Consider the following 24,381-nt stretch of genomic DNA (forward strand, 5'->3'; position numbering starts at 1 on the left):
ATCACGAAACACTTTCTTAAGGTTAACTTTGCCGGCACAACGACGGCCCCGCGCTACCCCGCATCGCAACAATTATGTTGCAGTGCACAATAAGCGGTGCTATCGTCCTTTTCGTTGCAGCCCGGACCTTGACGAACTCGGGCACCCAAGGAGGTTTCCAATGGTCAACAAAGCCCCTCAACTCGACGTCCCGCCGGAATTGCGCGATTTCGCGGAAAAGAGCGTCGAACAGACCAAGAAGGCGGTCGACAGCTATCTCGGCGCCGCGCAGAAGGCCGTCGGCACCATCGAAGATTCCGCCGACGCGGTGCAGGCGTCGGTCAAAGACCTCGGCAAGAAGGCCATGGGCTTCGCCGAAACCAATCTGGCGGCGAGCTTCGACCTCGCCCAGCGGCTGATCCGCGCCCGCGACGTGCAGGATCTGATGCGCATCCAGACCGAGTTCGTGCAGGATCAGGTCAAGGTGCTCACCGAGCAGGCCAAGGAACTCGGCTCCATCGCCCAGAAGGCGATGAAGGTGAACACGCCGTCCTGAGCGAAGGCCCGCGCAGACGCGGGCAACGACGTCGACCGGACCTGTCCCCGGGCTGCCTGCGGCGGTGGGACGGCAAGCAGTGCGCCGCCGCGACAAACTGAAGGACAATCACCATGGCCGAGTTCAAGACCGAGACCAAGCCCGTGGCCGAAGCCAAGCCGCAGAAGGCAAAGGCGGTGACGGCCGCGGAAACCGAACTGGACATGTCAGCGACGATTCGCGACATCGCGGAGAAGAGCGTGACCCAAGCCAAAGATGCCTATGACAAGATCAAGTCGGTGGCGGAAGAGACCACCGACCTGATCGAAGACACCTATGTGACCGCGAGCAAGGGCTTCTCCGACTTCAACGTGAAGGCGCTGGAAGCTGCCCGCACCAACGTCAACGCCTCGTTCGACTTCGCCCGCGCCCTCCTGCAGGTGAAGTCGGTATCGCAGGCGGTCGAGGTGACCTCCAGCCACATCCGCAAGCAGTTCGAGGTGCTGATCGACCAAAGCCGCGAGCTGACCGAGATCGCCCAGAAGATCGCCAACGAGAGCGCCGAGCCGATCAAGGCCAGCGTCGAGAAGATCATCAAGCCGGTCCACTGATCGGCGACCCACACCACAAGCGCGCACCATTACCAATGGCCGGGCCGACGCCCGGCCATTGCTGTTTGCGTCCGGCGCCGCCGTCGCGCGGAAACACAGCAAGCAGCGCGGCGAAGAACGGCTTGCTGAGGCCGTTGGAGAGGAACCAGACCACCGCGCCGCTGGCCGGAGCCACGAAGGCGGTGACGTTGAGCCACTCATACTGACGGCCCCGGACCTCGCCTCGTCATGCCCGCGCTCGTGGCGGGCATCCGCGCCTTAAAATCTTTTGAAATCAATGACATGGGTGACCGGGACAAGCCCGGCCATGACGATGGCGGGTTATCACCGAGGGCCGAGAGTATCATACGGATTCCGGTTGATTCCCTCATGAGACCGGAAACAGCCTCGGTGAAAAATCCTTGATCGGGAGCAGTTGCACAACGGCCTTGGGTGTGGCGTTTTTGTTACATACATCCATGAATGTTTGATGCACACTGCAGCGCCTCACTCAAGGACAAGGAGGGCGTTCATGAAAGTCTCGACGAGGGTTGCGGCACTGGTCGCGGGCGCGGTTCTCGCGACCGCTGCGGTTGCCACGACGGCGTCGGCCGCCGATCTGGCGCGCCGAGGGGTCGCAAAGTCTGCCGAATTGGTGCCGCTGTACAATTGGAGCGGCATCTATATCGGCGCCAACGCCGGCTACGGATTCAACGCCGAGGACGGTGACGATTACGGCTATAGCTATGGCGACGACGGCGGTTTTGTCGGCGGCGGCCAGATCGGGGTGAACTGGCAGTTCAACCAGTTGGTCGTCGGCGTCGAGACCGACATCCAGTATGCCGACCTCACGACCAAATACGTCACCGGCTACGAGGACGGCGTGGAGTGGTTCGGCACCGTGCGGGCGCGCGCCGGCTTCGCCATCGAGCGCTTCTTGGTCTACGCCACCGGCGGCTTCGCCTATGGCGGCGGCGACTCCGCCTATTTCAACGGCGTCAAGAACGACGACACCAAGACCGGCTGGACCGTCGGCGGCGGCTTCGAATACGCCTTCTCGCCGAACATCACCGGCCGGATCGAGGGCCTCTATGTCAGCCTCGACCGCGACGACCACGGCAGCCGCCCGGCCTATGTCGAGAAGGAACTGGAGTTCGGCGTCATCCGCGCCGGCCTGAACTTCAAGTTTTCCACCTTCTGACCGGGACGGAAGGTCTTCTGCTCGATCGGCTCGAACTCCAGAGAATGGACTTTCGAAGCCGGCAAATCATTCCACGCGAGCTCCCTTGACCGGGAGCGGCGTGCCACCGCCACCAGGACGCCGGTTGTCGTACCCTGCCCGGCGTCACTGGTGCGGGCGCCTGCACACCGGGCGGCCGATCCATCACGGCCGCCCGGACCCTGGCCGGGCTGCGGCCGGCAGACCGCGAGCGCGCGTCCCCGGTTCACCGCCGCATCGGAGCCGGGCGAGGCTGACGCCGCGGCCAGAGTAGCCTGCCGGAGCCTTTGGCCAGGGGTGCAGGCGGGCGCGGTGGCCCTTCGTGGCCACCGCGCCCCTCGCGTGGTAAGCGAACGGCGTCCCAATCTCCATTGCCGTCAAGCCGGAGCCATGCGCCGAACCAAGGAAGAAGCCTTTCAGACCCGGAGCGATCTGCTGGACGCGGCCGAAGTTCTGTTCTGGGAGCGCGGTGTCGCCCGCACCACGCTGGAGGAGATCGCCCGCGCCGCCGGCACCACCCGCGGCGCCATCTATCACCACTTCGAGAACAAGCACGACCTCCTCCTGACGCTGCTCGACCGGCGACTGCTGCCCCACGACGACGACCTCGCCAAGATCGAAGCAGACCAGACTGCCGATCCGATCGTCGGCCTGCGCGCCTCATCGCGCACCATCCTGGAGCGGCTCGCCGACGATCCCAGCCAGCGCCGCGTCGCCGGCATCCTGCTGCAGCGCTGTGAGCCGATCGACGACATGACCGAGACCCTCGACATCCACCGCCGCACCATTCTGCGCTCGCGTGAGCGCGTGGTACGGCTGTTCGAACGGGCTGACGCCCGCGGCCAACTGGCAGCACCGTGGACGCCGCGCAGCGCCGCGGTAAGCCTGCACGCGCTGATCACCGGGCTGATCTATGGCTGGCTTCGGGCGCCGGACGACCTCGATCTGCGCCGCGACGGCTTTGCCTGTCTCGACGCATTCTTCGCCGGCATCGTGCGGCGCCACGAGGCATAGGGCCGTCCGGCAACCGCAGCCACAGGTCTGCGGCGACGCGACGTCATAGGTTTTCGGATGATCACGTCGTGATCCCGGAAACAACCTCGCCGAAAGATCCTTGATCGGGAATGGCTTTTTCAACGACCGGGCTACGAAACTCCGACGTGATCGGCCTGATGTCGTATCACTGCCTGTCGCGGCCACGTTCCTTCAGCGCGCCGATGAACTCCTTGACGCCGCCGCGCAGCGGATCGAACAGCGGATTGGCCTTCTCCCGCAGCATGACTTCGCTGAGAAGCTTGAGCCCGACCACCATCGACGCCGCGGCATCCGGGCTCAAGCCGGAGGCGGCACGCGCCCGCTCGATCAAGCCGATGATGTCGTCGTGGTTGGTGGCATCAAAGGAGAACGGCAGCCGCAATGCCATGCCGTCCTCCGGCACGCCGGTCGGCGTGACGGTGATGCGGTAGTTATAGTTACGGCTCATGTTCCGGACCTCCGCTCGCACGGCCCGCAGCCGCGCCCCGTGCTATCAAAACACCGCCAGCAGCGGCACGCTGCTTCGCTGCAGCAGCGTCTTCGTCACGCCGCCGAACAGCCGCTCGCGGGTCATCGAGTGGCTGTAGGCGCCGATGACGATGAGATCGAGCGCATTCTGCGCGGCGAACTCGAGCAGAACGTTGGCGATCGCCCGGCCGTGCGACACCAGATTGTTCAGCGTCACGTCAATGCCGTGGCGGCTGAGCAGCAGCGCGACGTCAGAGCCCGGCTCCTCGCCGAGACGCGAGTTCTTGGCGGCGTCGACCACGACGACGTGCATCGCCTGGGCGGTGTTGAAGAACGGCATCGCCGCGATGATGGCCCGCCGCGCCTCGCGACTGGCGTTCCAGCCCAGCATGACGCGCGCGCCGATATCGCCGCCCTTCCAGTCCTCCGGGATCAGAAGCATCGGCGTTCCGCTCGAGGCGAACTGGGCTTCGATCGCGGGCGCAAACGACGGCAAGGCGTTGAACTGGCGGACGCCGGCAATGACAAGGTCGGCGTGCAGACAGTGCAGATAAAGGAAGTCGCTGATCTCGTTCTCCAGCACCGCGCGGAACTCGAACGACACCGACTCGTTGCGGATCGACGTCTCGAACGCCCGGAACGCATCGTCGGTGGCGTCGTTCTGAAGCGCCTTCCAACGCTGGATCACCGCCTGGATCGCAGCGCTGCCGATCGCAAAGGACTCCGCCGGCACCCGCGCCCAACCCGGCGGCGAGACGAACACGCCGATCAGGTGCGCGCCGAACCGCTGGCAAATGCTCACCGCCTGACGCGCGCGCTCCATGCTTTCCGGTGACGCATCCACCAAGACGATCACAGTCTTCAGCGACATGGCCCGCCCCACCCATTTCTGCATGCTCGTCATGCGTTGGCGTCAACACCATGCGCCGGGTTGCGCTTGCCGAACCGGTGCTTCATCCGCTCCCGCAGCGTTTGGAATGTGACGTACAACATCGGAATGAGGAAGATGCCGAGCGTGCTTGCCGCCGTCATGCCAACGAATACCGGAGTTGCAATGTCGCGCCTGGCGATCATCGATGCGCCGTTGGCGAACACCAGCGGCAACAGGCCGAGGATGATGGCGGTCTGGCCGCCGACGCGGACCTCCTGATAGGCGCTGCCGGTCCATTCGAAGGTGCAGCCCGGCGGCAGCGCCGTCGCCGACACCTCCGCCATCGCCTTCAGCGCCACGCCGCCCGCTCGCTTCGGCGCCAGAAAAGGCGCGCTCGCGGGCGGCTCCGCGCCACTGCCGAGCTACACCATCAAACGGGACACGACCGCGGAGCCGCGGAGCCCACCGCCCGGACACATCCCGGCGGCGGTGCTGGGCTGAGGAGGGAATGGATGCGCCGAACCAAAGAGCAGGCCGCAGCGACGCGCCGCACCATCCTGTCGACGGCCGAAACGCTGTTCCTGGAGCGCGGCTACGACAGCGTCTCGCTCGACGAGGTCGCCGAGGCGTCCGGGGTGACCCGCGGCGCCGTGCACTGGCATTTCGGCAACAAGCAGGGTCTGCTGCTGGCGCTTCGTGACGAGATTCCCTCGCCCATGCGCGAGCTGACCGAGCGGCTTGAGAACGACACCACCGTCGCGCCGCTGCGGGCGCTGTCGGAGTTCGTGACCGACCTTCTGGTCCAGCTGCAATCCGATCCCAGGCGACGGACCATCCTTCGCGAACTGCTCCGGGTGGATTGGACCTCACCCAGCGCCAGCCGCCGCCGGGCGAAACCGTCCAGTGCGAACTCAGGGCGGCATTGACGCGAATTTTCGAGGCGGCGGCCCGTGGCGGCACGTTGCCGCTACCCTGGACACCCAAGGCCGCGGCGATCGCCTTCAATGCGATGCTGAGCGGATTGATCAACGAATGGGCGCGCGGCGAGACCGATTTCGAACTGGTGCCGGACGCGGTCGCCGCCGCCAACACCCTTCTCGAAGCGTGGTCGGGCGCGACCGGTTCGCTCTCGCGCTGAGACACCGCAATGGCAGCGGCGCAATCGGGCCGGCCAGCGCCGAGGTCAAACGGTGGCGCATCACGGCACGGCGCCGGAAAGATCTGCCGTCAATCGCTTTAGGACAGGAATTTTGGCGGGCGACGGTCGCGGCAACACGCCGTCGGCGCAACCCTGACAGCGGCATGCGCGCCCTGCGGCGGCAACACCGTCCGGAGCACCCGCCCGCCTGCGGCTATTCGCCGAGCATCATCTCAACCGCCGATATGGCCCCTTCGAGGTCGGCGATTTTTCGAAGCGTCTTGTCGCTCGGAAGCGTATCGGCCTGGGCACATTGAGTCAGCAGTTCGCGTTGGGCGTTCTTCAGCCGCTCGAGCAACGCCTGCAACTGTTCGTTCATTGAAATTCACCTTTTGGGCGCAGCGACCACTTCCTGACTCGTTCTGGAAGACGGCGGCCTTGTGCGTACCGTTCGCCGCGCACCACTGCAACATCTATCTGTTTCTCTCAGGCTCAACACCTGATTTCGCCAGTAGAGAAAATTCGCCGGCCGGTTCCAAGTGACAAAAACTTCATCTCCAGGTTCAAAGGGCAGCGCCAACTGCACAACCGGCCGGCCTCATGTCCGCGCTCACCCGCCGATATTGTAGGCCGCCAGCGCGGCCATGTTGACGATGTCGGTGTCTTTCGCCGACAGCGGCACGATCTGCACCGGCTTCTCCAGCCCGACCAGCAGCGGGCCGATCACGGTGGCGCCGCCCAGCTCCTGCAGCATGCGGGTCGAGATACCGGCAGCGTGGATCGCCGGCATCACCAGCACGTTGGCCGGCCCCGACAGCCGGCAGAACGGGTAGGTGCCCATCAAGGTGCGGTTGAGCGCCACCTCCGCGCTCATCTCGCCGTCATACTCGAAATCGACGCCCCAGGAATCGAGCAGCTTCACCGCCTCGATGACGTGGGCGGAGCGCTCGCCCTGCGGGTGGCCGAAGGTCGAGAACGCGAGCAGCGCGACGCGCGGCTCGGTGCCGAGCCGGCGGGCGGCGGCGGCTGCCTGCACCGCGATCTCGGCGAGGTCTTTCGCGGTCGGCATTTCGGTCACCGCGGTATCGGCAACCAGGAGGTTGCGGCCGCGCGCCAGCACCATCGACAGCCCGATCAGCCGCGCCCCCGGCTTGGGGTCGATCACCTGCCGCACATAGTCGAGCACCACCGAGAAATTGCGGGTGACGCCCGACACCATGGCGTCGGCGTCGCCCAGCGCCACCATCGAGGAGGCGAAGTGGTTGCGGTCGTTGTTGATCATCCGCTGGCAGTCGCGCAAGAGGTGGCCTTGGCGCTGCAGCCGCTCATAGAGATGCTGGGCGTAGACGGGGCTGCGGGCGGAGAGCCCGGCATTGGTGATCTCGATGCCTTCGGGCAACTCCAGCCCGATCTCCTTGACGGCAGCCTTGATCTTGTCCTCGCGGCCGACCAGCACGGCGGTACCGAGCCGCTGGTTGACGAAGCTCGCGGCGGCGCGGATCACCTGCTGCTCCTCGCCCTCGGCGAACACCACGCGGCGCGGCCGGCGGCGCAGCCGCTCGAACACCCGGTGCAGCACGCCGGCCACCGGATCGCGCCGCTGCTGCAACTGCTGGCGATAGGCTTCCATGTCGACGATCGGCCGGCGGGCGACGCCGGTCTGCATCGCAGCCTTCGCCACCGCGGTCGGCACGGCGTGGATCAGTCGCGGGTCGAATGGCACCGGGATGATGTAGTCGGGGCCGAAGATCGGCCGCTCGCCATAGGCGGCGGCGACCTCGTCGGGCACGTCCTCGCGCGCCAGGTCCGCCAGCGCGTGCACCGCCGCCAGCTTCATCTCCATATTGATGGTGGAGGCGCGCACGTCGAGCGCGCCGCGGAAGATGTAGGGAAAGCCGAGGACGTTGTTGACCTGGTTGGGATAGTCGGAACGGCCAGTGGCGACGATGGCGTCGCTGCGCACGCTTGCCACTTCCTCCGGCGTGATCTCCGGATCGGGATTGGCCATGGCGAAGATGATCGGGTTCGGCGCCATCGTGGCCACCATCTCCGGCGTCAAGGCCCCCTTGACCGACAGCCCGAAGAACACGTCGGCGTCGACCAGCGCCTCGGTGAGGGTGCGCGCCTCGGTGCGGGCCGCGTGGGCCGACTTCCACTGGTTCATGCCGGCGGTGCGACCCTGGTAGATCACACCCTTGGTGTCGCACATGATGACGTTGTCGGAGGTGAAGCCCAGCGCCTTGAGCACTTCGACGCAGGCGATCGCCGCGGCGCCGGCGCCGTTGACGACGAGCTTGGTGGTCTTGATGTCGCGTTTTGTCAGACGGAGCGCGTTGATCAGCCCGGCATTGGCGATGATCGCGGTGCCGTGCTGGTCATCATGGAACACCGGAATGTCCATCAACTCCTTGAGCTTCTGCTCAATGATGAAGCACTCGGGGGCCTTGATGTCCTCCAAGTTGATGCCACCGAACGACGGCCCCAGATACTTCACCGCATTGATGAATTCGTCCGGGTCCTCGGTATCGACCTCGATGTCGATGGCGTCGACGTCGGCGAAGCGCTTGAACAGCACCGCCTTGCCTTCCATCACCGGCTTGGAGGCCAGCGCGCCGAGATTGCCGAGGCCTAAAATGGCGGTGCCGTTGGTGATCACCGCCACCATGTTGCCGCGCGCCGTGTAGTCATAGGCGCGGTCCGGGTCTTCGGCGATCGCCAGCACCGGCACGGCAACGCCGGGCGAATAGGCCAGCGACAGGTCGAGCTGGGTCGCCATCGGCTTGGTCGGGGTGATCTCGAGTTTGCCCGGGCGCCCCATCTGGTGAAAATGCAGCGCCTCCTGGTCAGTAAAGGTCGGGCGCGGGCGGCGCTTGTTGGTCTTGGGCGGCATCGGGTTTCCTGGCGAATCTTTGGGGGGATCGGCCGGCACCCTAGGAGGTTCGCACCACTCCCTCAAGCTAAGGCGCCGGGTCCGCAACGGCATGGCGGGGTTTTGGGCCGGAAATGTTCGGCGGCAATGGCGCAAGCTCGACAATCCGCCGCCCAGTCCCCGCTCTTTCGTATTACCCACAGCCGACCGGCGGCGGCCGGGTGAATCCGGCCGGAGGCTCTGATAGCGTCCGGCCATGAGCAGAGTGGAGGAGACCAGCGGCATGGAGGCGGCGGACGAGCGCGTCACGCCGCTGATGGCGCAGTATATCGAGATCAAGACCGCCAATCCGGACTGCTTGTTGTTCTACCGGATGGGTGATTTCTACGAGATGTTCTTCGAGGACGCCGAGCTGGCCTCGCGCGCGCTGGGCATCGCCCTCACCAAGCGGGGCAAGCACAAGGGCGCCGACATCCCGATGGCGGGCGTTCCGGTCGAGCGTGCCAATGATTATCTGCAGCGGCTGATCGCGCAGGGCTTCCGCGTCGCGGTGTGCGAGCAGCTGGAGGACCCGGCGGAGGCGCGCAAGCGCGGCTCGAAGTCGGTGGTGAAGCGCGACGTCATCCGCCTCGTCACCCCCGGCACCATCACCGAGGAGCAGCTGCTCGATTCCCGCCGCAACAACTGGCTGCTGGCGGTGGCCCGCGCCCGGCCGTCCTCGGCGGAGGCCGCGAGCTTCGGCCTGGCCTGGGCCGACATCTCGACCGGTGCCTTCCACGTCGCCGAGGTCGGGGGAGGCCGGCTCGCCGCCGAGGTCGCGCGGCTCGACCCCGGCGAGATCGTGATCGCCGACGCGCTCTATTCGGATACGGATCTGGCGCCGTTCTGGCGCGAGCAGCGAGCGGTGACCCCGCTCGGGCGGGATCTGTTCGATGCCATGACCGCGGAGCGCCGGCTCGCCGGCTTTTTCGGCATCGCCACCGCGGATGCGTTCGGGGTGTTCTCCCGCCTCGAACTGACCGCGGCCGCCGCCATCGCCGGCTATATCGAGCGCACCCAGGTCGGCAAGCGCCCGCCGCTGGCGCCGCCGCAGCGCGAGGCGCTGGGCGAAACCATGGCGATCGACGCCGCCACCCGGGTCAATCTCGAGCTGTTGCGCGCGCTGTCGGGCACCCGCCAGGGCAGCCTGATCACCGCCATCGACCGCACCGTCACCGCCGCCGGCGCGCGCCTGCTGGCCGACCGGCTGTCGAGCCCACTCGCCGACAGCGCTGCCGTCAACGCCCGGCTCGACGCCGTGGCGTGGGTCGTCGCCGACGGCGACCTGCGCCAGGCGCTGCGCCGCACGCTGGAGACCGCGCCCGACATCGAGCGGGCGCTGGCGCGCCTCGCGCTCGGCCGCGGCGGCCCGCGCGATCTTTTCGCGCTCGCCCGCGGCCTCACCGTTGCCGCCGACCTCGCCCGCACCGTGGCCGCGCGTGCGCCGCCGGCCGAGATCGCGGCGGCCACGCACGACCTCGCCGCGCCCGACCCGGCGGTGGCGGCCGTGATCGATGCCGCGCTCGCCGACGAGCTGCCGCTGCTCAAGCGCGACGGCGGCTTCGTGCGGGCTGGCTACGACGCCGACCTCGACGGCCTGCGCCGCCTGTCGGAGGATTCGCGGCGGGTCATCGCCGAAACCCAGGCGCGCTACGCCGAGGAGACCGCCGTCAAGTCGCTGAAGGTTCGCCACAACGCCCAACTCGGCTATGTCGTCGAGGTTGCGGCCCAGCACGGCGACAAGCTGCTCGGGCCGCCGTTCAACGCCACCTTCATGCATCGCCAGACCCTGGCCGGCGCGCTGCGCTTTTCCACCGTCGAGCTGTCCGAGCTTGAGTCCAAAATCGCCACCGCCGCCGAGCGGGCGCGGGCGATCGAACTCGCCGTCTTCGAGCAGTTGGTGACGCGCGTGCTCGATCAGGGCGACGCCATCAAGGCGGCGGCACGGGCGCTGGCGGTGCTCGACGTCACCACCGCGCTCGCCACCTTGGCGGCAACCGAGGACTGGACGCGGCCGGTGGTCGACGCGTCGCTGGCGTTCCGCATCAGCGGCGGCCGCCACCCGGTGGTCGAGCAGGCGCTGCGCCGCGACGGCGGCCCATTTGTCGCCAACGACTGCGACCTGTCGCCGCCGACACCGGCCGGCGACGCCGGCCGGCTGTGGCTGATCACCGGCCCCAACATGGCCGGCAAATCGACCTTCCTGCGCCAGAACGCGCTGATCGCGGTGCTGGCGCAGATCGGCGCGTTCGTGCCGGCGAAAAGCGCCCACATCGGCGTGGTCGACCGCTTGTTCTCGCGGGTCGGCGCGGCCGACGATCTCGCCCGCGGCCGCTCGACCTTCATGGTCGAGATGGTGGAAACCGCCGCCATCCTCAACCAGGCCGGTCCCCGCGCGCTGGTGATCCTGGACGAGATCGGCCGCGGCACCGCCACCTTCGATGGCCTGTCGATCGCGTGGGCGAGCCTTGAGCACCTCCACGAAACCAACCGTTGCCGCACCCTGTTCGCCACCCATTTCCACGAGCTGACGGCGCTGTCCACCCGCCTCAAGCGGCTGAAGAACGCCACGGTGCGGGTCAAGGAATGGCACGGCGAGGTGATCTTCCTGCACGAGGTTGCCGAAGGGATGGCCGATCGCTCCTACGGCATCCAGGTCGCCAAGCTCGCCGGCCTGCCGGCGGCGGTGGTGGCGCGCGCCAAGGTGGTGCTGGCGGAGCTGGAGAAGAGCGACCGCGGCGCACCGATCCACCGTCTCGCCGACGATCTGCCGCTGTTCGCCGCGCTGCGGCCCAAGGCCGCCGAGCCTGCGTCCGCGGCTGCACCCGACCCGGTCGCCGAGTTGCTGGCGGCGCTCGACCCCGACGACATGACGCCGAAGGATGCGCTCGAGGCGCTCTACCGCCTCAAGGCGGCGGCGGCGGCGACTTGACCGTCCGCGATCTGGCGACACTGTGCAGCGTTAGCGCAGCGTTCCAGGCGGCCGAGACCGCGAACAGCAAGAACACCGCCACCGCACCGCCGAGCGGCACCGCGGCGAGGTGCACCGCGGCCATCGCCAAGCCAAAGCCGATGATGCCGACCAGGCAGTTGGCCATCACCGCACTGGCAGCGTTGCCGCCGATCCGGGGATGCAGGATCAGGATCAGGCTCGACAGCACGATCGGGAACACCGCGGCGATCCCCGACAGCGCCGGGCCGAGGCGAGCCGACAGCGTCACCACCGTTGCCACCAGCACACCGCACAGCCCGGCACGAAACGGCACATCCCACCATCGCGCCACCGCCGGCGGCAGAGCCACCGCTTTTGCCAGCGGCCGCGCCGCCAGCGCCGCCAGCGGCAGCACCACGCACGATAGTGCCACCGCTTCGGCAAAGCTGGGGTGCCAGACCGTCACCAGCCACGCCCCGGCGAACCACACCACGAACGCCGCGCCCAGCGCCACCGCCAGCGGCGCCCGCGGCGCCAGCGCGGCGTAGGTCAGCACCAGGAGGGCGGTGGCATCGTTGGTGGCAACGCTGGCGACGGCGCTGCCCTTGAGGAAGGCATCGTCGTGGCCAAGGGCGAGGAAGATGTAGGCCGGGCCGGCCGAGATCGGCAGCGTCGCGATCATGCCGCCGATCAGCGGCCCGGCGCGCTCGGCAAGCCGCGAGGCGGCGACCACCACCGCGGCGGTGGCCGCCATCTTGACCGCGAGCGGAAACCAAAACGGATCAAAAGCCATATCGGAACGTTTTTGTTGAAGCCAACGCCGTCGACGACTCCTGTGCCGGGGGTCGGCGCCGCGCCGGAGAATTCCCGATCCGCGCGCCCGCGGCAACCAGGTCATGGCTTCGCGCAGGTGGTGCGGCAATTATCAAGGTTGCCCGGAGACATCCTGTCCCGCACAAACACCTATGATGCCGGCCTGACCCATCCTGGGATGACAGCGCCGCGCCGGTCAGCTATCCCAAGCCGCCATGCCGCGAACCTCGTGCGCCCAGCCACGCAGTCCCCTCCGCAGTCGTGCTCCCCGCCCGTTCGAGGCGGTGTTCGACGAAGCTGCGTTCGGAGCCGATCTCGACGCCATCGCCCAGACGCACCGCGGCGATCCCTCCGCGCTCCGCATGGCGGTGGTGCATCGCGCCAAGCAGGCGCTGGCCGACGGCCGCCGCCAGACCGAGGCGTGGCTGCGCGAGGACGGCCAGGGCCGCGCCTGCGCCGCCCGGCTGTGCGATATGGAAGACGCCCTGATCCGCATGCTCTACGAGCGGGTCGGCGCCGCCATCTACGGCTCGGACCACCATTCCACCTCCGAGCACATGGCGGTGGTCGCCACCGGCGGCTATGGCCGCGGCCTGCTCGCGCCGGGCTCGGACATCGATCTGCTGTTCCTGTTGCCCTACAAGCAGACCGCCTGGGGCGAGAGCATCGCCGAATCGATCCTCTACACCCTGTGGGACATCGGCCAGAAGGTCGGCCACGCCACCCGCTCGATCGACGAGTGCATCCGCCAGGCCAAGGCCGACATCACCATCCGCACCGCGGTGCTGGAGGCGCGGTTCGTGTGCGGCGACCGCACGCTCTTTGACGATCTGATCGCCAGGTTCGACCGCGAGGTGGTGTCCGGCACCGCCTCCGAATACGTCACCGCCAAGCTTGCCGAACGCGACGAACGCCACCGCCGGGTCGGCGCCTCGCGCTATCTGGTCGAGCCCAACGTCAAGGACGGCAAGGGCGGGCTGCGCGACCTCCACACCCTGTTCTGGATCGCCAAGTACGTCTACCGCGTGCGCGAGCCGGCCGGCCTGCTGCAGCAGGGCGTGTTCTCCAAGGCCGAATACAGCACGTTCCGCCGGGCCGAGGACTTCCTGTGGTCGGTGCGCTGCCACCTGCATTTCCTCACCGGCCGCGCCGAGGAGCGGTTGTCGTTCGACGTCCAGCGCGAGATGGCGCAGCGGCTCGGCTACACCGAGCACCCCGGCCAGCGCGACGTCGAGCGGTTCATGAAGCACTACTTCCTGACCGCCAAGGACGTCGGCGACCTCACCCGTATCGTCTGCTCCCAGTTGGAGGAGAACGAGGCCAAGTCGCTGCCGGTGCTCAACCGCTTTGTCCAGCGGCTGATCCCCAGGCGTCGCAAGAGCCTGGGCGATGCCGGCGACTTCATCGTCGACCACGGCCGCATCACCATCACCGACGACGAGGTGTTCGAGCGCGACCCGGTCAATCTGATTCGTCTGTTCTGGCTGGCCGATCACCAGGATCTCGCCTTCCATCCCGACCCGATGCGGCTGATCACCCGCCAGCTCAAGCTGGTGAACGACGAACTGCGCTCGAACGACGAAGCCAACCGGCTGTTCCGCGACATTCTGGTGTCGAAGAACGACCCGGAGACCGTGCTGCGCCGCATGGACGAGGTCGGGCTGCTCGGACGCTTCGTGCCGGAATTCGGCCGCATCGTCGCGCTGATGCAATTTTCGATGTACCACCACTACACGGTGGACGAGCATCTGATCCGCTGCATCGGCGTGTTGTCGACCATCGAGCGCGGCACCGACCCCTCGCTCGGCCTCGCCAACGAGCTGATGGCGGGCATCCAGAACCGCGACCTGCTCTATATCGCGCTGTTCCTGCACGACATCGCCAAGGGCCGGCCGGACGATCATTCCATCCTCGGCGCCCGCGTCGCCCGGCGCTTCTGTCCGCGCCTCGGCCTGACCCCGGCCGAGACCGACACCGTGGCCTGGCTGGTCGAGCATCATCTGACGATGTCGACCATCGCCCAATCGCGCGACCTGTCCGACCGCAAGACCATCGAGACCTTTGCGGGCGTGGTGCAGAGCCTGGAGCGGCTGAAGATGCTCACCGTGCTCACCACCGCCGACATTCGCGCGGTGGGTCCCGGCGTGTGGAACAGCTGGAAGGCGCAGCTCTTGCGCACGCTCTATTACGAGACCGAGCCGGTGCTGACCGGCGGCTTCTCCGAGGTCAACCGCTCCGAGCGCGTCGCCGCCGCCCAGCGCCAGTTCCGCAACGCCATGGCGGAGTGGTCGGCCGCCGATATCGACGCCTATCTCGCCCGCCACTACCCACCCTACTGGCTCAAGGTCGACCTTCCGCACAAGCTCGCCCACGCCCGCTTCGTGCACGCCTCGGAGGCGGCGAGCCGGCTGCCGGCAACCCGGTTCGACCTCGCCGGCCGCGCCGGGGTCACCGAGGTGACGGTGCTGGCGGTCGACCACCCGCGGCTGTTGTCGGTGATCGCCGGCGCCTGCGCCGCCGGTGGCGCCAACATCGTCGACGCCCAGATCTACACCACCACCGACGGCCTCGCGCTCGATACCATCGCCATCTCCCGCGAGTTCCCGGACGATGCCGACGAGACGCGCCGCATTGGCCGGGTGTGCGATGCCATCGAGAAGGCGCTGTCGGGCGACGTGCCGGTGTCGGAGGCGATGGTGCAGCGCGGCGCGCCCAAGACCCGCCAGCGCGCGTTCGACGTGCCGCCCGAGGTGACGCTCAACAACGCCTGGTCCAACCGCTTCACCGTGATCGAGGTGACCGGGCTCGACCGGCCGGGCCTCTTGCACGACCTCACCGCCACGCTGTCGCGACTCAACCTCAACATCGCCTCCGCCCACATCGCCACCTTCGGCGAGAAGGTGGTGGACGTGTTCTATGTCACCGACCTCACCGGCGCGCTGATCACCAGCGCCCAGCGCCAGGCCGCGATCAAGCGCGCGCTGGTGTCGGTGCTGGCGCCCCCGGCCGAGGAACGGGCGCGCCGAGCGCGAACCGAGGCCGGCTGAGAGCCGGCAGTGGGAGCCTGCCGTCGGCTCCGGCCGGCGATTTCCTGAGGCCTTTAGGCAGGTGTGTCCGGGCAAAGCCGCCGTCCCGCTCCCGGCGACGCGAAGATTTCATCTTCGGCGGGTCGAGGTCCGGCGGCAGGCTGAGGCAGGTTCGGGTGATATCAAATCCGGCCGATCAGGCCGGCGTTTTTTCGGCGGATACCGGAAAATCCCTTTCCGATGAGTCTCTTGCAGAACTCGGGCACGTCCGGGGTTTTTCGGTTGGCCTGGCGTGGCCGGATTGGCGGATTTGTGGCGGTGGCACACGAAATCTTGCCTGGTCGGCGCGTTTCGGGCTGTGCGGGCACACGGCGGGTCGATCGCCCGGCTTCCGGCGCGTCTGGCAGCGGGGACGCGACGGCAGCACCCCCGGCTTCAGACGAGGCGACGGACGGTCTGGAGGGCGGCGACGACCAGGATGCCGAACATCAGGTGGCACATCACCTTGGCGGCTCCGCTCACCCGGACCGTCGAGCCGCCGTGGTTGTCCTTCAGGTTGACGTTGACGCGCTCGGCGCTGGAGCGCTGGTCGTAGCGGCCGCCTTCACCGCTGCGATATTCGGCGGCGCGGCGGGTTTTCGCCTCGCGGGCGATCTCGGTCTTCCTTGCCGCATCCGAGCGCGGGTGACTGACAAGAAAATGTGACCGTTCTCTTGCAAACCTGCCGCGGGGCGGCCATAAGCAGCGCCGCAGTCCGCACGGACGGGCAGGCGCGGCGGTCCTGAAGGACCGTCGGAGCTGACCCAGTGCGCGCAACGGGCAAGGCAGTTTAAGGCGGCCAGCGCAGGCAAATCCTGCGCCTCTCTTGAAATAGAGTGCACGCGCCTTGATGGCTGGGCCCGACGGAGAGGTGGCCGAGTGGTTTAAGGCGCACGCCTGGAACGCGTGTATAGGGGAAACTCTATCGAGGGTTCGAATCCCTCCCTCTCCGCCACTTCGGAACAGAACTGGGCACGCCGAGAGCCGCCGATTGCCCGATATTGCCGCCCATAGCCGCCAATCACCGCACGATATTTTTGGTTATTGCGCGAAGCGTCCCGCCGATAGCCCTCTGCAGCACGATCAATAGAGGGTTCTCATCTCCCGACCAGGCAGGATAGCTCTCGCCGAAATGGCCGCTGATTGTACGCCAGCATCCGTGCCTAAAATGCTGGGGCGTCTACGGCTACCGCAGACAAGCGTAGACAAATTCATTTCGCGGATTGCGTAGCCAAGCTGCTAGCGGGCAAGTGCCCTTGCAAGGCTGGAATAATAATGCGTATATATGCGAATAATTATTCTAGCCTTTAGGAGAGTCGAATGACGATCAATCGACTGAAACATTTCCGGGTCATGAATGCGGAGACCCAGACCCAAGCCGCCAAGGCGGCGGGCGTGACGCAGCCAACGTATCAGCGCTGGGAAACCGGCAAGACCGAGATTCCGAAAAGCCACCTTGCCAAGCTGGCAAAGCACTTCAAGACTACCGAATTGGAATTGCTTGGTCGTCACCCGCCGAAAAAGGCAGCGTTCTATGACGACGAGGCTCCTCTGGACCTGCAATATTACGGTGAGTGTGCGGTGCATTTCGTCGGTGGTGGCGAGCCGCTGGTGCTTTCGATTTCGGAAGAGGCACACGCGCAAGCCTATGAAGAGTTACAGAGCGACAAGCGGTTCATCGTTATGAAGGACTTGGGCAACCGCACCGTGGCGATCCGGCACAAGGCGATTTCCGAGCTCTATTTTTCTAGTGAGGCTTATGACACCTACGGGCCGGATCATGCTTATTACAAACTGGCAACGCCAATCCAGATGCCTGACACCCGAGACTGGGCCATCGTCGAGGCCATTCGAGATGAAGAGATTGGAGGGGGCGACCACACATCAGATTTCGCTAAGGCCGATGTTGAGCGCGTCCAACGCCAGATCATGATTACCGACGAGCAGTTCGATGAACTGGTCGCCGAGGGTGCTATCAAACCCGAGAACCTCGCAATTGAGAAAGCCGCGAGAGCGGCGGAAACCGATGAGATTATGGCCCTAGCTCACACGGTGACGGTCCAATTCTCGACCGGCAAGCGGCGGGAAATCGCCTATGTCGATTGCAATCTTTTCGAATGCATCGAGCCTCTTATTGATATCCATTACCCCTATGGCGGAAACGATAACGACGAACCGAACATGATCCGCTTACCGTATGAGGGTTATCACCGCACTGTGTTCTTCAACCCGGATGTGCTGGATTATATTTCGTTCCCGACCCATAAAATCGAAGAGGGTGAGGTCGAGAGCTATGACGATGGGCTGATCGATGGCGATGAAGCCAATAGTGACGATGCCATGGTCATCAAGCTGCCGAAGACCAAAAAAAGAGGGAGAGGACGAAATGAGAACTGATACCAGTGGCCCTGAGGAGCGACCTTTCTCGGCCTCATGCTGAGGAGGCTGCCGCCGGGTCGCGCCGTAGGCGTGCCCGATGCCAGGCTCCGCAGCCGTCTCGAAGCATGGCCGAAGGCCGCCGTCAGCGTCGCCTCATCCTTCGAGACGCGGTCTTGCGACCGCTCCTCGGGATGAGGCGAGCCGACGTCGGCCAAAGGTCAAACGTAAAGGCCGTTGGTATACCCCTACGCCGATGAAATCCCCGAGTTTGGCTTGCCGATGAGGTGGAAGCGGTCGGTGATCCGGCTGGCGAGGTCAGCGGCGTAGGTCGGCAGTTTCTGGAAGAAGTCCTCGAAGGCCTGTTTGAACAGGGCGAATTTGCCATAGGCCTTGTTGAACAGCACCTTGCGCTTCATGAAGTGCCAGAACCGCTCGATCAGGTTGAGGTTGGGCGCGTAGGACGGCAGATAAACCAGCTTCAGGCGGCAGCCCGGCCTGGCCAGATAGGCCGTGAGTTCGCGCGAGTGATTGTACCTGGCATTGTCGAGCACGACCGTGATCGTCGCCGTGCCGAGATGATGGGCGCTGAGATCGTCGAACAGGCGGATCATCGCGGCGGAAGTGATGAGGTCTTCCTCGCGGTGGACCAGCTGGCGCGTCGGCCACGACAGCGCCCCGTTGATGTTGAGCCGGGTGCGGCCGTGGTTCGACTTCAGCTCGACGGTCTTTCCCTTGCGCAGCCAGCCATGGGCGGGCCGGCCGGTATAGGAGGGGTGGGTGGCGTCGACAAAATAGAGCGGCGCCTCGGGGCCGGCGGCGTCCATCAGCGGCTTGAGCGTGGTGTCGAGAAAGGCCTGCTGCACCAAAGCGTCGGCCTTGGCCGGCACGCACTTCGGCTTCTTGTAGACAAAGCCGAGCCGCAGCAAGAGCTTGGCCATCGCGTGGGGCGTATAGTCCACCGCGAAGGAAGTGCGGACAAAGGCGCAAGCCTCCTTGGCAGTCTGGGGAACCTCGTCAGCGATCCAGGCCGACAGCTTCGCCTGCTGGGCGGCATCCAGCGGCGAGCACCGCCCGACATAGGCCAGCGCCTCCACCCCGGCTCGGCCGCGCTCGGCATAAAGCGCCCGGTGCTCCAGAACCGTGCTCTCGTTGAGATAGAGCGCGGCGGCGATCTGCGCCGGCGTCCAGCCATCGTCGAGCAGCAGCAATACGTTCACCCGCCGATGCACCGCGCTGTTGATCTGCCGGCGCATCAGCTTCAGGAAATACGATCGGTCCTCAGCCGTCAGAACCAGCCCTGCCATGCCGACAGGGAATCACCAAACCCGCGCCAGGAAAACCGAAAAATCCAAATCCTTCGGAGTCGCGGTATATGACGTATCCTTGCCTTGCAGCCATGAATAGATTGAGAAGATGCTGGAAACTTACTTAGTTTGAGTCATTTGCCCTTAGCTCTATTTAGGAGGGCTATAGCGTAAACATAGTGCTCGTCATCATCGGCCGCGGCCCGCCACCTTGCGCTACGGCGCGCCGCGCTATCCTTGTTTTGTCAAGCGTTCGATAGAGCGCCCTTTCCGGACGCAGGCGCTCGAGCGCCTGCGTCTTCAAACCAAGCGCGGGCGATCATATGGCATCGGCCGCACGGGCATGGCGGATGAGCGCATCGCGGCGGGCATCGCGTAGCGCTGCCGCCGGATCGGCCGCCACGGTCCGCTCCGGCACGACCTTGCGCACGATCTCGACGACACGCTCGCGGAAGGTGATGCCGCGCCGCTCGGCATAGCCTTGCGCCGGGTCGAGCCGCTCGTAATCCGTCGCCATATCCTTGGCGCGGTCGCGCGACAGGGTGCGGACGAGACGCTCCTCGCTGGCGAAGTCGTCGCGGCCGTAATGCAGGTCCAGGCTGTCGCGGTGGCGCGACAGCGCGACATAGCTCGAATGGGCATCCAGGCCCGGCGTCGCCAGCACGAGGGCGCGGTCCACGGTCATGCCTTGCGCCTTGTGGATGGTGGCGGCATAGCCGTGGTCGATGCGATCGTAATCCTTGAGATCGAACGAGACGCTACGCCCATCGTCGGTGCGCACGGTGATGGATTGCGGGCTGACGTGTTCGATGGTGCCAAGCGTGCTGTTCTTCACGCCAAGTCCATCCCCACCAAGCCTGCGCTCGTTCTGCAGGAACATGATGCGGTCGCCGCGGGCAAAGCTGCGGTCGCCGCGCTGGGTCGTGACGCGCACGTCATCGTCGAGATCGCCGGCGGCGCGCATCCGCTCGCGCGCAGCGTCGTTGAGGGCCTGCACTTCGGCGTTCGTGTGCGTGAGGATGATGCGGCTGAGGTCCGGCGACGCCTGCCGGTCGCGGTCCCAGCGCCCGATCAGATTTTCGCGCGCTTGGTGCCGTGTCGATGCCTCATGCACCATGCCATGGGTGTCATAGGCCTGGATCGCCTCGCCGGTCCGGCCGGTTGCCAGATCGCGCGTGGCGTCGCGCTGCCAGCCCTCGCGCTGGCGGCGCACCTCGCCGATTTCCGCGCCGCCGTGGCGCTCAACGAGCGAGCGGAACGCCGCGCCCGCCTCGATGGATTGCAGCTGCTGCGGATCGCCGACCAGCACCACCTTGGCGCCGGCCTCGGCGGCATGAGAGAGCACGCGCTCCAGCTGGCGCGTGCCGGCCATGCCTGCTTCGTCGATCACCAGAACATCGCGCGCGGTGAGCGCGTCGCGGCCCTGTCCCCAGCCATGTTCCATGCTGGCGATGGTGCGCGAGGCGATGCCCGATCCGCCTTCCAGATTCTCGGCGGCGATGCCGGACAGCGCCACGCCCCGGACCTCATAGCCCGCCGCTTCCCAGGCCTCCCGCGCCACGCCCAGCATCGCGCTCTTTCCCGTCCCGGCATAACCGACCACGACGCCGAGATCGCGCCCGTCCGTGACATGCGCCAGCGCGTCGGCCTGCTCGCCGGAAAGAACGAGGCCCCGCAATTCCGCCCGCGCCAGCGCCGCCTTTCTGTCGGCGTCGTTCACCTCGTGGCGTTGCCGCTCCGCCATCAGTTCGGCGGCGCGGTGCAGGCGCTGTTCGGCCTCGATCATCGCTTGGGTGGTGAAGCGATCCTCGCCCCGTCCGTCCTGGCCGAGTTCGACCAGATCGGGCGCACCGCGCATCGCGCCCATCACCGCGTTGAACTGGTCGAGCCCGTCGCTGTGCCGATGCGCGAACATCGCCATGTGTCGGCGCGTGAAGGTCGATTGCTGATGGGTGATCGCGTCCAGCGCCAGGGAAGGATCGGCGATGATCCGCGCGCCATTGCCGCGCGGTCGGCAGTCTCGATTCCTTCGCCCTTGATGCGCTGGGCCGGCGCGCCGATCTGGCATTGCGGCTCCAGCGCGATGCCCTGCGCTTCCAGGCTGCGGTGGTCGATGCGCGCGTCGATGTCGAGCTCGGCCAGACGTTCGTTGGCCAGCTCCGCCCAGCGTTCGCGCCAACGTTCCACCATCTCGGTGCGGTTCCACTCGCGCACCTTCCGGCCGAAGCCGCTCTCATCGACTTCGCGCATGGTCAGCATGACATGGGCATGGGGTTTCGGCACGCCATCCGCGCCGATGTCCCAATGCACATTGAGGTCGGCGATCATGCCATGCTCCACGAATTCGGCCTGCACGAAGTCGCGGGCGAGGTCGATGCCCTGGCGCGAGGTCAACTCCCGCGGCAGGGCGAATTCCACCTCGCGGGCCAGCTGCGCGTCGCGCCTCAGCTCGAACGCCTCGACGTCATTCCACAGCCGCTCGCGGTCGCGCCACGCCTCCGGTGCATTGTCCGGCAGCATAACCTCAGAATGGACGACGCCACGCTTGGCGGAGAAGTCGTGGCTGCGCTCCAGCCGATCGTCGCGCAGTCGCGAGGCCGAGCGGTAGGCGGCAGACGCCACCGCGCTGGAGCCGGATGTGCGGCCAATGACCTTGACGTGCAGATGATAGATCGCCATCGCGACCCGATCATCAGCACGGCGAAGCGCACGTCGGAACGACGTATAAGCGCGCCCTCGAAACTAATTTCTCGGGAATGCCCGCGCGGTTCCAAACCGTCCCGGCAACCCTACAGCATTCCGGCAGACGCTCAACTACCCTCGCGCCATCAACAGCGCAGGGAGGACGTGATGCGCAAGCCGCGGGACTTCGATGCGGAGCTGAAGGTGCTCGAAGACAAGGCGCGACATCTCAAGAGCCGCAAGGTGCAGCAGCTTGGCGAACTGGTGATCGCCACCGGCGCCGACGCGCTCACCGCCGACGAACTGGCCGGCGCGCTGATGGTGCTGACCGAGATCAAGGATGCCGGCAAGCGGGAGGCCTGGGCGAAGCGCGGCGCTGCGTTTTTTCAGGGGCGATCCCGATCGGGCGGTGCCGGAGAGCCGCCCCCAGGCGACAGCGGCGCAACGGCGCGGCCTGCATCGACGCCTGACCGCAACACCGGCAGCGCTTCAACGCTTCCAGGTGGCCCGCAGCCGCCATCAGGCGGCACGGGCGCAGCATGACATGCGCACTTGGCAAGTTGAGCGCCGCAAGCGCACGCGGCACCTGATCGAACTCGGCGGCCTCGTCGTCAAAGCCGGCATCGTCGACCTCACCAGCGACGACCGAACGATCCTTTATGGCGCGCTGCTCTGGATGGCAGATAAGCTCAAAGGCGAAGAACGCGCGAAGGCATTGGCGCTCTGGGCCGCGAAAGGGAAGCAGGCGTTCGAGAATGACTAAGCATCAGTTTCGCCAAACGACGACGGCACCTTCAATGTGTCGTGATTATAGAATGAAATGCGCTCCAAGGCATCAGCCACCTCTGCCGTTTGACATCGGGCAATTCGGCGAGATTGCGCTGTTTCCGCATGACGGCAGGCAAATGCTGAGCCTCCGATATCCCGAGAAGTTCTCCAATCCGACTCGCCTCGTTTGAAGCCGTCAAGGAAGCGTCGGTGAACTTCAGGTATGGCAGCGACCTGCACCAACACGGTGATCCACGCCGACCGCGGGTAGGTCGGAAGTTATGCTATGCTGTTGGGGGTGTGGTTGGGGGCATCGCATGCCGGCGAAGATTCGAGTGTTTGTGAGCAGCACAATGGACGACCTCGCCAACGAGCGGGAGGCAGTCGTCGGTGCTATTAAGAGCCTGAATCTCGAGCCGGTGAACGCCGAAGGCATCCTCCCGAACGGCGGGACAAGTTGGGCCGTCCTGGAGCAGGAAATCCGGACTTCTCTGATCTGTATCCTGATCCAGGGTGAACGGTATGGCTGGATACCGACGGAGGGTTACGGCGGCGGCAAGGGCAAATCCGTCACCCATCTCGAGATCGACGTCGCCCGGGATCAAGAGATTCCAATTTTGCCCTTCTTCAAAAAGCTAAAGTACGGAGCGGATTCGACCAGCGAAGATGCGATTCTCAGGGACAAGTTTCGCAATGAAATCGGTAACTGGAAAACCGGCTTATTTCGCTGCGAGTTCAATCTCGCATCCGACTTGCGGGAAAAGGCATTCCAGGCTTTGCTTGACGTGTTCACCAGTTCATTCCTGCGCACCGCCGTGCAAAATAGAGTTTCGAAGGTAGCAGCGCAATCGCCAGCCGCGTTCACCTTCACGAGCTGGGTGCCGCCGCCGCCTCTGGCGGACGCTTCCGCGCCGCCGGAGGTCCTGTTCGCCGGCGCAGGATTGTCGCTCAGCGCCGGCTATCCGAGTGCTAACGCCTTGGCGGGGGTTATCGGCCGAACTCTCGGCCTTGATCCAGACCAGACGTCACGCCACAGCCTAGCCCAGTTGTTCGAAGTGGCCGAGACGATGCTGGGACGCGACCGAAGCCTCAGCATCGTCAGCAAACTCCTTAATCCGCCCCTGCCCGTCGAGCCCACCCCGGCCCACGTGGCGGCGGTGCGACGGTTTCCCATCATCCTGACCACCAACTACGACCGGCTGTTTGAGCGCGCCTGTGAAATGCTCAAGATCCCATACTCCGTGCGGACGCCAGGCGACGATGTGAGCGGCGATGCAAAGCCGGCGGTCACGATCTTCAAGATCGATGGGTCGATCGACCGTCCGACGACTCTCGTTTTGAGCCCCGGCGACGCGAATCGTGCGCGGATGGACAGGTCCTTTTGGGCCGCGGTTGAGGACGTGATGAATACATCCCGGCCAATTGTCATCGGCCACTCGATGCGCGACGCGAACAGCCTGAGCCTAATGAACGGGCGAAACCGGAAAATACGGGGAGTTTATGTAGCACCCGTGATCGATCCCATCGACGGGCGCTTGCTGCTGGACGGGCTCAACCTTGAGGGCGTCGAAAGCTCGGCCAGCGACTACCTTTGGAGGACGCAGCCTTAAGAGCAACAGGATACGACCCTATGCGCCAGGAGCGAACCCTGGCCATACGCCGCAAATCATACCGACGGCGGCGGCAGCCGACCGT

Annotated in this window: 19 protein-coding genes, 1 tRNA gene and 2 pseudogenes; 13 read left to right on the forward strand and 9 right to left on the reverse strand. The window is 65.9% G+C overall.

All coding sequences use genetic code 11. The features are described 5' to 3' along the window. The first annotated feature begins 160 nt into the window (after positions 1 to 160). The 4 genes from BVIR_RS13680 (at position 161) to BVIR_RS13695 (ending at position 3,337) form a co-directional block, all read left to right on the forward strand. Positions 161 to 535, forward strand: coding sequence for a phasin (locus BVIR_RS13680; protein ID WP_055038157.1), 375 nt, complete (start codon positions 161 to 163; stop codon positions 533 to 535). Positions 536 to 648: 113 nt separating this feature from the next. Then, on the forward strand, positions 649 to 1,125 hold the full coding sequence (locus BVIR_RS13685; protein WP_082417153.1) for a phasin: 477 nt from the start codon (positions 649 to 651) through the stop codon (positions 1,123 to 1,125). A gap of 511 nt (positions 1,126 to 1,636) precedes the next feature. After that, positions 1,637 to 2,305, forward strand: coding sequence for an outer membrane protein (locus BVIR_RS13690; protein WP_055038158.1), 669 nt, complete (start codon positions 1,637 to 1,639; stop codon positions 2,303 to 2,305). A gap of 408 nt (positions 2,306 to 2,713) precedes the next feature. Continuing rightward, positions 2,714 to 3,337: a TetR family transcriptional regulator gene (locus BVIR_RS13695; RefSeq protein WP_055038159.1), complete on the forward strand. Its 624-nt coding sequence runs from the start codon at positions 2,714 to 2,716 to the stop codon at positions 3,335 to 3,337. 166 nt (positions 3,338 to 3,503) lie between these two features. On the opposite strand, the gene BVIR_RS13700 is transcribed toward BVIR_RS13695, so the two are convergent. The 3 genes and pseudogenes from BVIR_RS13700 to BVIR_RS17440 all read right to left on the reverse strand — a co-directional run. Further along, the gene (locus tag BVIR_RS13700; RefSeq protein WP_055038160.1) at positions 3,504 to 3,806 is read right to left on the reverse strand and encodes a DUF3861 domain-containing protein; all 303 of its coding nucleotides are present in this window, start codon (positions 3,804 to 3,806) and stop codon (positions 3,504 to 3,506) included. Between the two features lie 45 nt (positions 3,807 to 3,851). After that, complete coding sequence (locus tag BVIR_RS13705) at positions 3,852 to 4,697, reverse strand: universal stress protein (RefSeq protein ID WP_169788613.1); 846 nt, start codon at positions 4,695 to 4,697, stop codon at positions 3,852 to 3,854. Positions 4,698 to 4,726: 29 nt separating this feature from the next. Next, positions 4,727 to 4,948: pseudogene (locus tag BVIR_RS17440) on the reverse strand (efflux RND transporter permease subunit); the annotation flags it as partial. Positions 4,949 to 5,209: 261 nt separating this feature from the next. Here BVIR_RS17440 and BVIR_RS13715 point away from each other — a divergent pair. Together BVIR_RS13715 and BVIR_RS13720 are read left to right on the forward strand one after the other, a co-directional pair. After that, positions 5,210 to 5,623 (forward strand): TetR family transcriptional regulator, encoded by a 414-nt coding sequence (locus BVIR_RS13715; protein WP_055038163.1) that lies wholly within the window; start codon positions 5,210 to 5,212, stop codon positions 5,621 to 5,623. Beyond that, the gene (locus tag BVIR_RS13720) at positions 5,620 to 5,835 is read left to right on the forward strand and encodes a hypothetical protein (protein ID WP_055038164.1); all 216 of its coding nucleotides are present in this window, start codon (positions 5,620 to 5,622) and stop codon (positions 5,833 to 5,835) included. The genes BVIR_RS13715 and BVIR_RS13720 overlap by 4 nt, the downstream gene beginning before the upstream one ends. Before the next feature lie 214 nt (positions 5,836 to 6,049). Here BVIR_RS13720 and BVIR_RS17060 read toward each other — a convergent pair whose 3' ends face one another. Together BVIR_RS17060 and BVIR_RS13725 are read right to left on the reverse strand one after the other, a co-directional pair. After that, positions 6,050 to 6,214, reverse strand: coding sequence for a hypothetical protein (locus BVIR_RS17060; RefSeq protein ID WP_169788614.1), 165 nt, complete (start codon positions 6,212 to 6,214; stop codon positions 6,050 to 6,052). Between the two features lie 231 nt (positions 6,215 to 6,445). Then, positions 6,446 to 8,725, reverse strand: a complete 2,280-nt coding sequence (locus BVIR_RS13725) for an NADP-dependent malic enzyme (protein WP_055038165.1) — start codon at positions 8,723 to 8,725, stop codon at positions 6,446 to 6,448. Positions 8,726 to 8,960: 235 nt separating this feature from the next. Between BVIR_RS13725 and mutS the strand changes: the two genes are divergently transcribed. Continuing rightward, entirely contained in the window at positions 8,961 to 11,675 is a 2,715-nt protein-coding gene (gene mutS / locus BVIR_RS13730; RefSeq protein ID WP_055038166.1) for a DNA mismatch repair protein MutS, read from the forward strand. Here mutS and BVIR_RS13735 read toward each other — a convergent pair. Continuing rightward, positions 11,650 to 12,429, reverse strand: a complete 780-nt coding sequence (locus BVIR_RS13735) for a hypothetical protein (RefSeq protein ID WP_145911956.1) — start codon at positions 12,427 to 12,429, stop codon at positions 11,650 to 11,652. The genes mutS and BVIR_RS13735 overlap by 26 nt on opposite strands. 274 nt (positions 12,430 to 12,703) lie before the next feature. On the opposite strand from BVIR_RS13735, the gene BVIR_RS13740 reads away from it, so the two are divergent. After that, positions 12,704 to 15,535 carry a [protein-PII] uridylyltransferase gene (locus BVIR_RS13740; RefSeq protein WP_082417155.1) on the forward strand — a complete coding sequence of 944 codons (2,832 nt, stop codon included), beginning with the start codon at positions 12,704 to 12,706 and terminating at the stop codon, positions 15,533 to 15,535. Between the two features lie 414 nt (positions 15,536 to 15,949). Here BVIR_RS13740 and BVIR_RS17425 read toward each other — a convergent pair whose 3' ends face one another. Next, positions 15,950 to 16,330 carry a hypothetical protein gene (locus BVIR_RS17425; protein ID WP_055038169.1) on the reverse strand — a complete coding sequence of 127 codons (381 nt, stop codon included), beginning with the start codon at positions 16,328 to 16,330 and terminating at the stop codon, positions 15,950 to 15,952. A gap of 88 nt (positions 16,331 to 16,418) precedes the next feature. Here BVIR_RS17425 and BVIR_RS13750 point away from each other — a divergent pair. Further along, positions 16,419 to 16,508 (forward strand) — tRNA-Ser (locus tag BVIR_RS13750). 365 nt (positions 16,509 to 16,873) lie between these two features. Further along, a complete protein-coding gene (locus BVIR_RS13755) occupies positions 16,874 to 17,950 on the forward strand; it encodes a helix-turn-helix domain-containing protein (protein WP_055038170.1) in 1,077 nt (358 codons plus the stop codon). Positions 17,951 to 18,177: 227 nt separating this feature from the next. Here BVIR_RS13755 and BVIR_RS13760 read toward each other — a convergent pair whose 3' ends face one another. Both BVIR_RS13760 and traA read right to left on the reverse strand, forming a co-directional pair. Next, positions 18,178 to 19,236 (reverse strand): IS630 family transposase, encoded by a 1,059-nt coding sequence (locus BVIR_RS13760; protein WP_055038171.1) that lies wholly within the window; start codon positions 19,234 to 19,236, stop codon positions 18,178 to 18,180. Positions 19,237 to 19,558: 322 nt separating this feature from the next. Beyond that, positions 19,559 to 21,915: pseudogene (gene traA / locus BVIR_RS13765) on the reverse strand (Ti-type conjugative transfer relaxase TraA); the annotation flags it as partial. Between the two features lie 171 nt (positions 21,916 to 22,086). Between traA and BVIR_RS13770 the strand changes: the two are divergent. The 3 genes from BVIR_RS13770 (at position 22,087) to BVIR_RS13780 (ending at position 24,296) form a co-directional block, all read left to right on the forward strand. Further along, positions 22,087 to 22,461: a conjugal transfer protein TraD gene (locus BVIR_RS13770; RefSeq protein ID WP_055038172.1), complete on the forward strand. Its 375-nt coding sequence runs from the start codon at positions 22,087 to 22,089 to the stop codon at positions 22,459 to 22,461. 1 nt (position 22,462) lies between these two features. After that, positions 22,463 to 22,681 (forward strand): conjugal transfer protein TraD, encoded by a 219-nt coding sequence (locus BVIR_RS13775; RefSeq protein WP_055038173.1) that lies wholly within the window; start codon positions 22,463 to 22,465, stop codon positions 22,679 to 22,681. Between the two features lie 322 nt (positions 22,682 to 23,003). Then, positions 23,004 to 24,296 carry a DUF4062 domain-containing protein gene (locus tag BVIR_RS13780; protein ID WP_055038174.1) on the forward strand — a complete coding sequence of 431 codons (1,293 nt, stop codon included), beginning with the start codon at positions 23,004 to 23,006 and terminating at the stop codon, positions 24,294 to 24,296. The last annotated feature ends 85 nt before the right edge of the window (positions 24,297 to 24,381 follow it).

This window comes from Blastochloris viridis (genome assembly GCF_001402875.1).
Lineage (GTDB): Bacteria > Pseudomonadota > Alphaproteobacteria > Rhizobiales > Xanthobacteraceae > Blastochloris > Blastochloris viridis.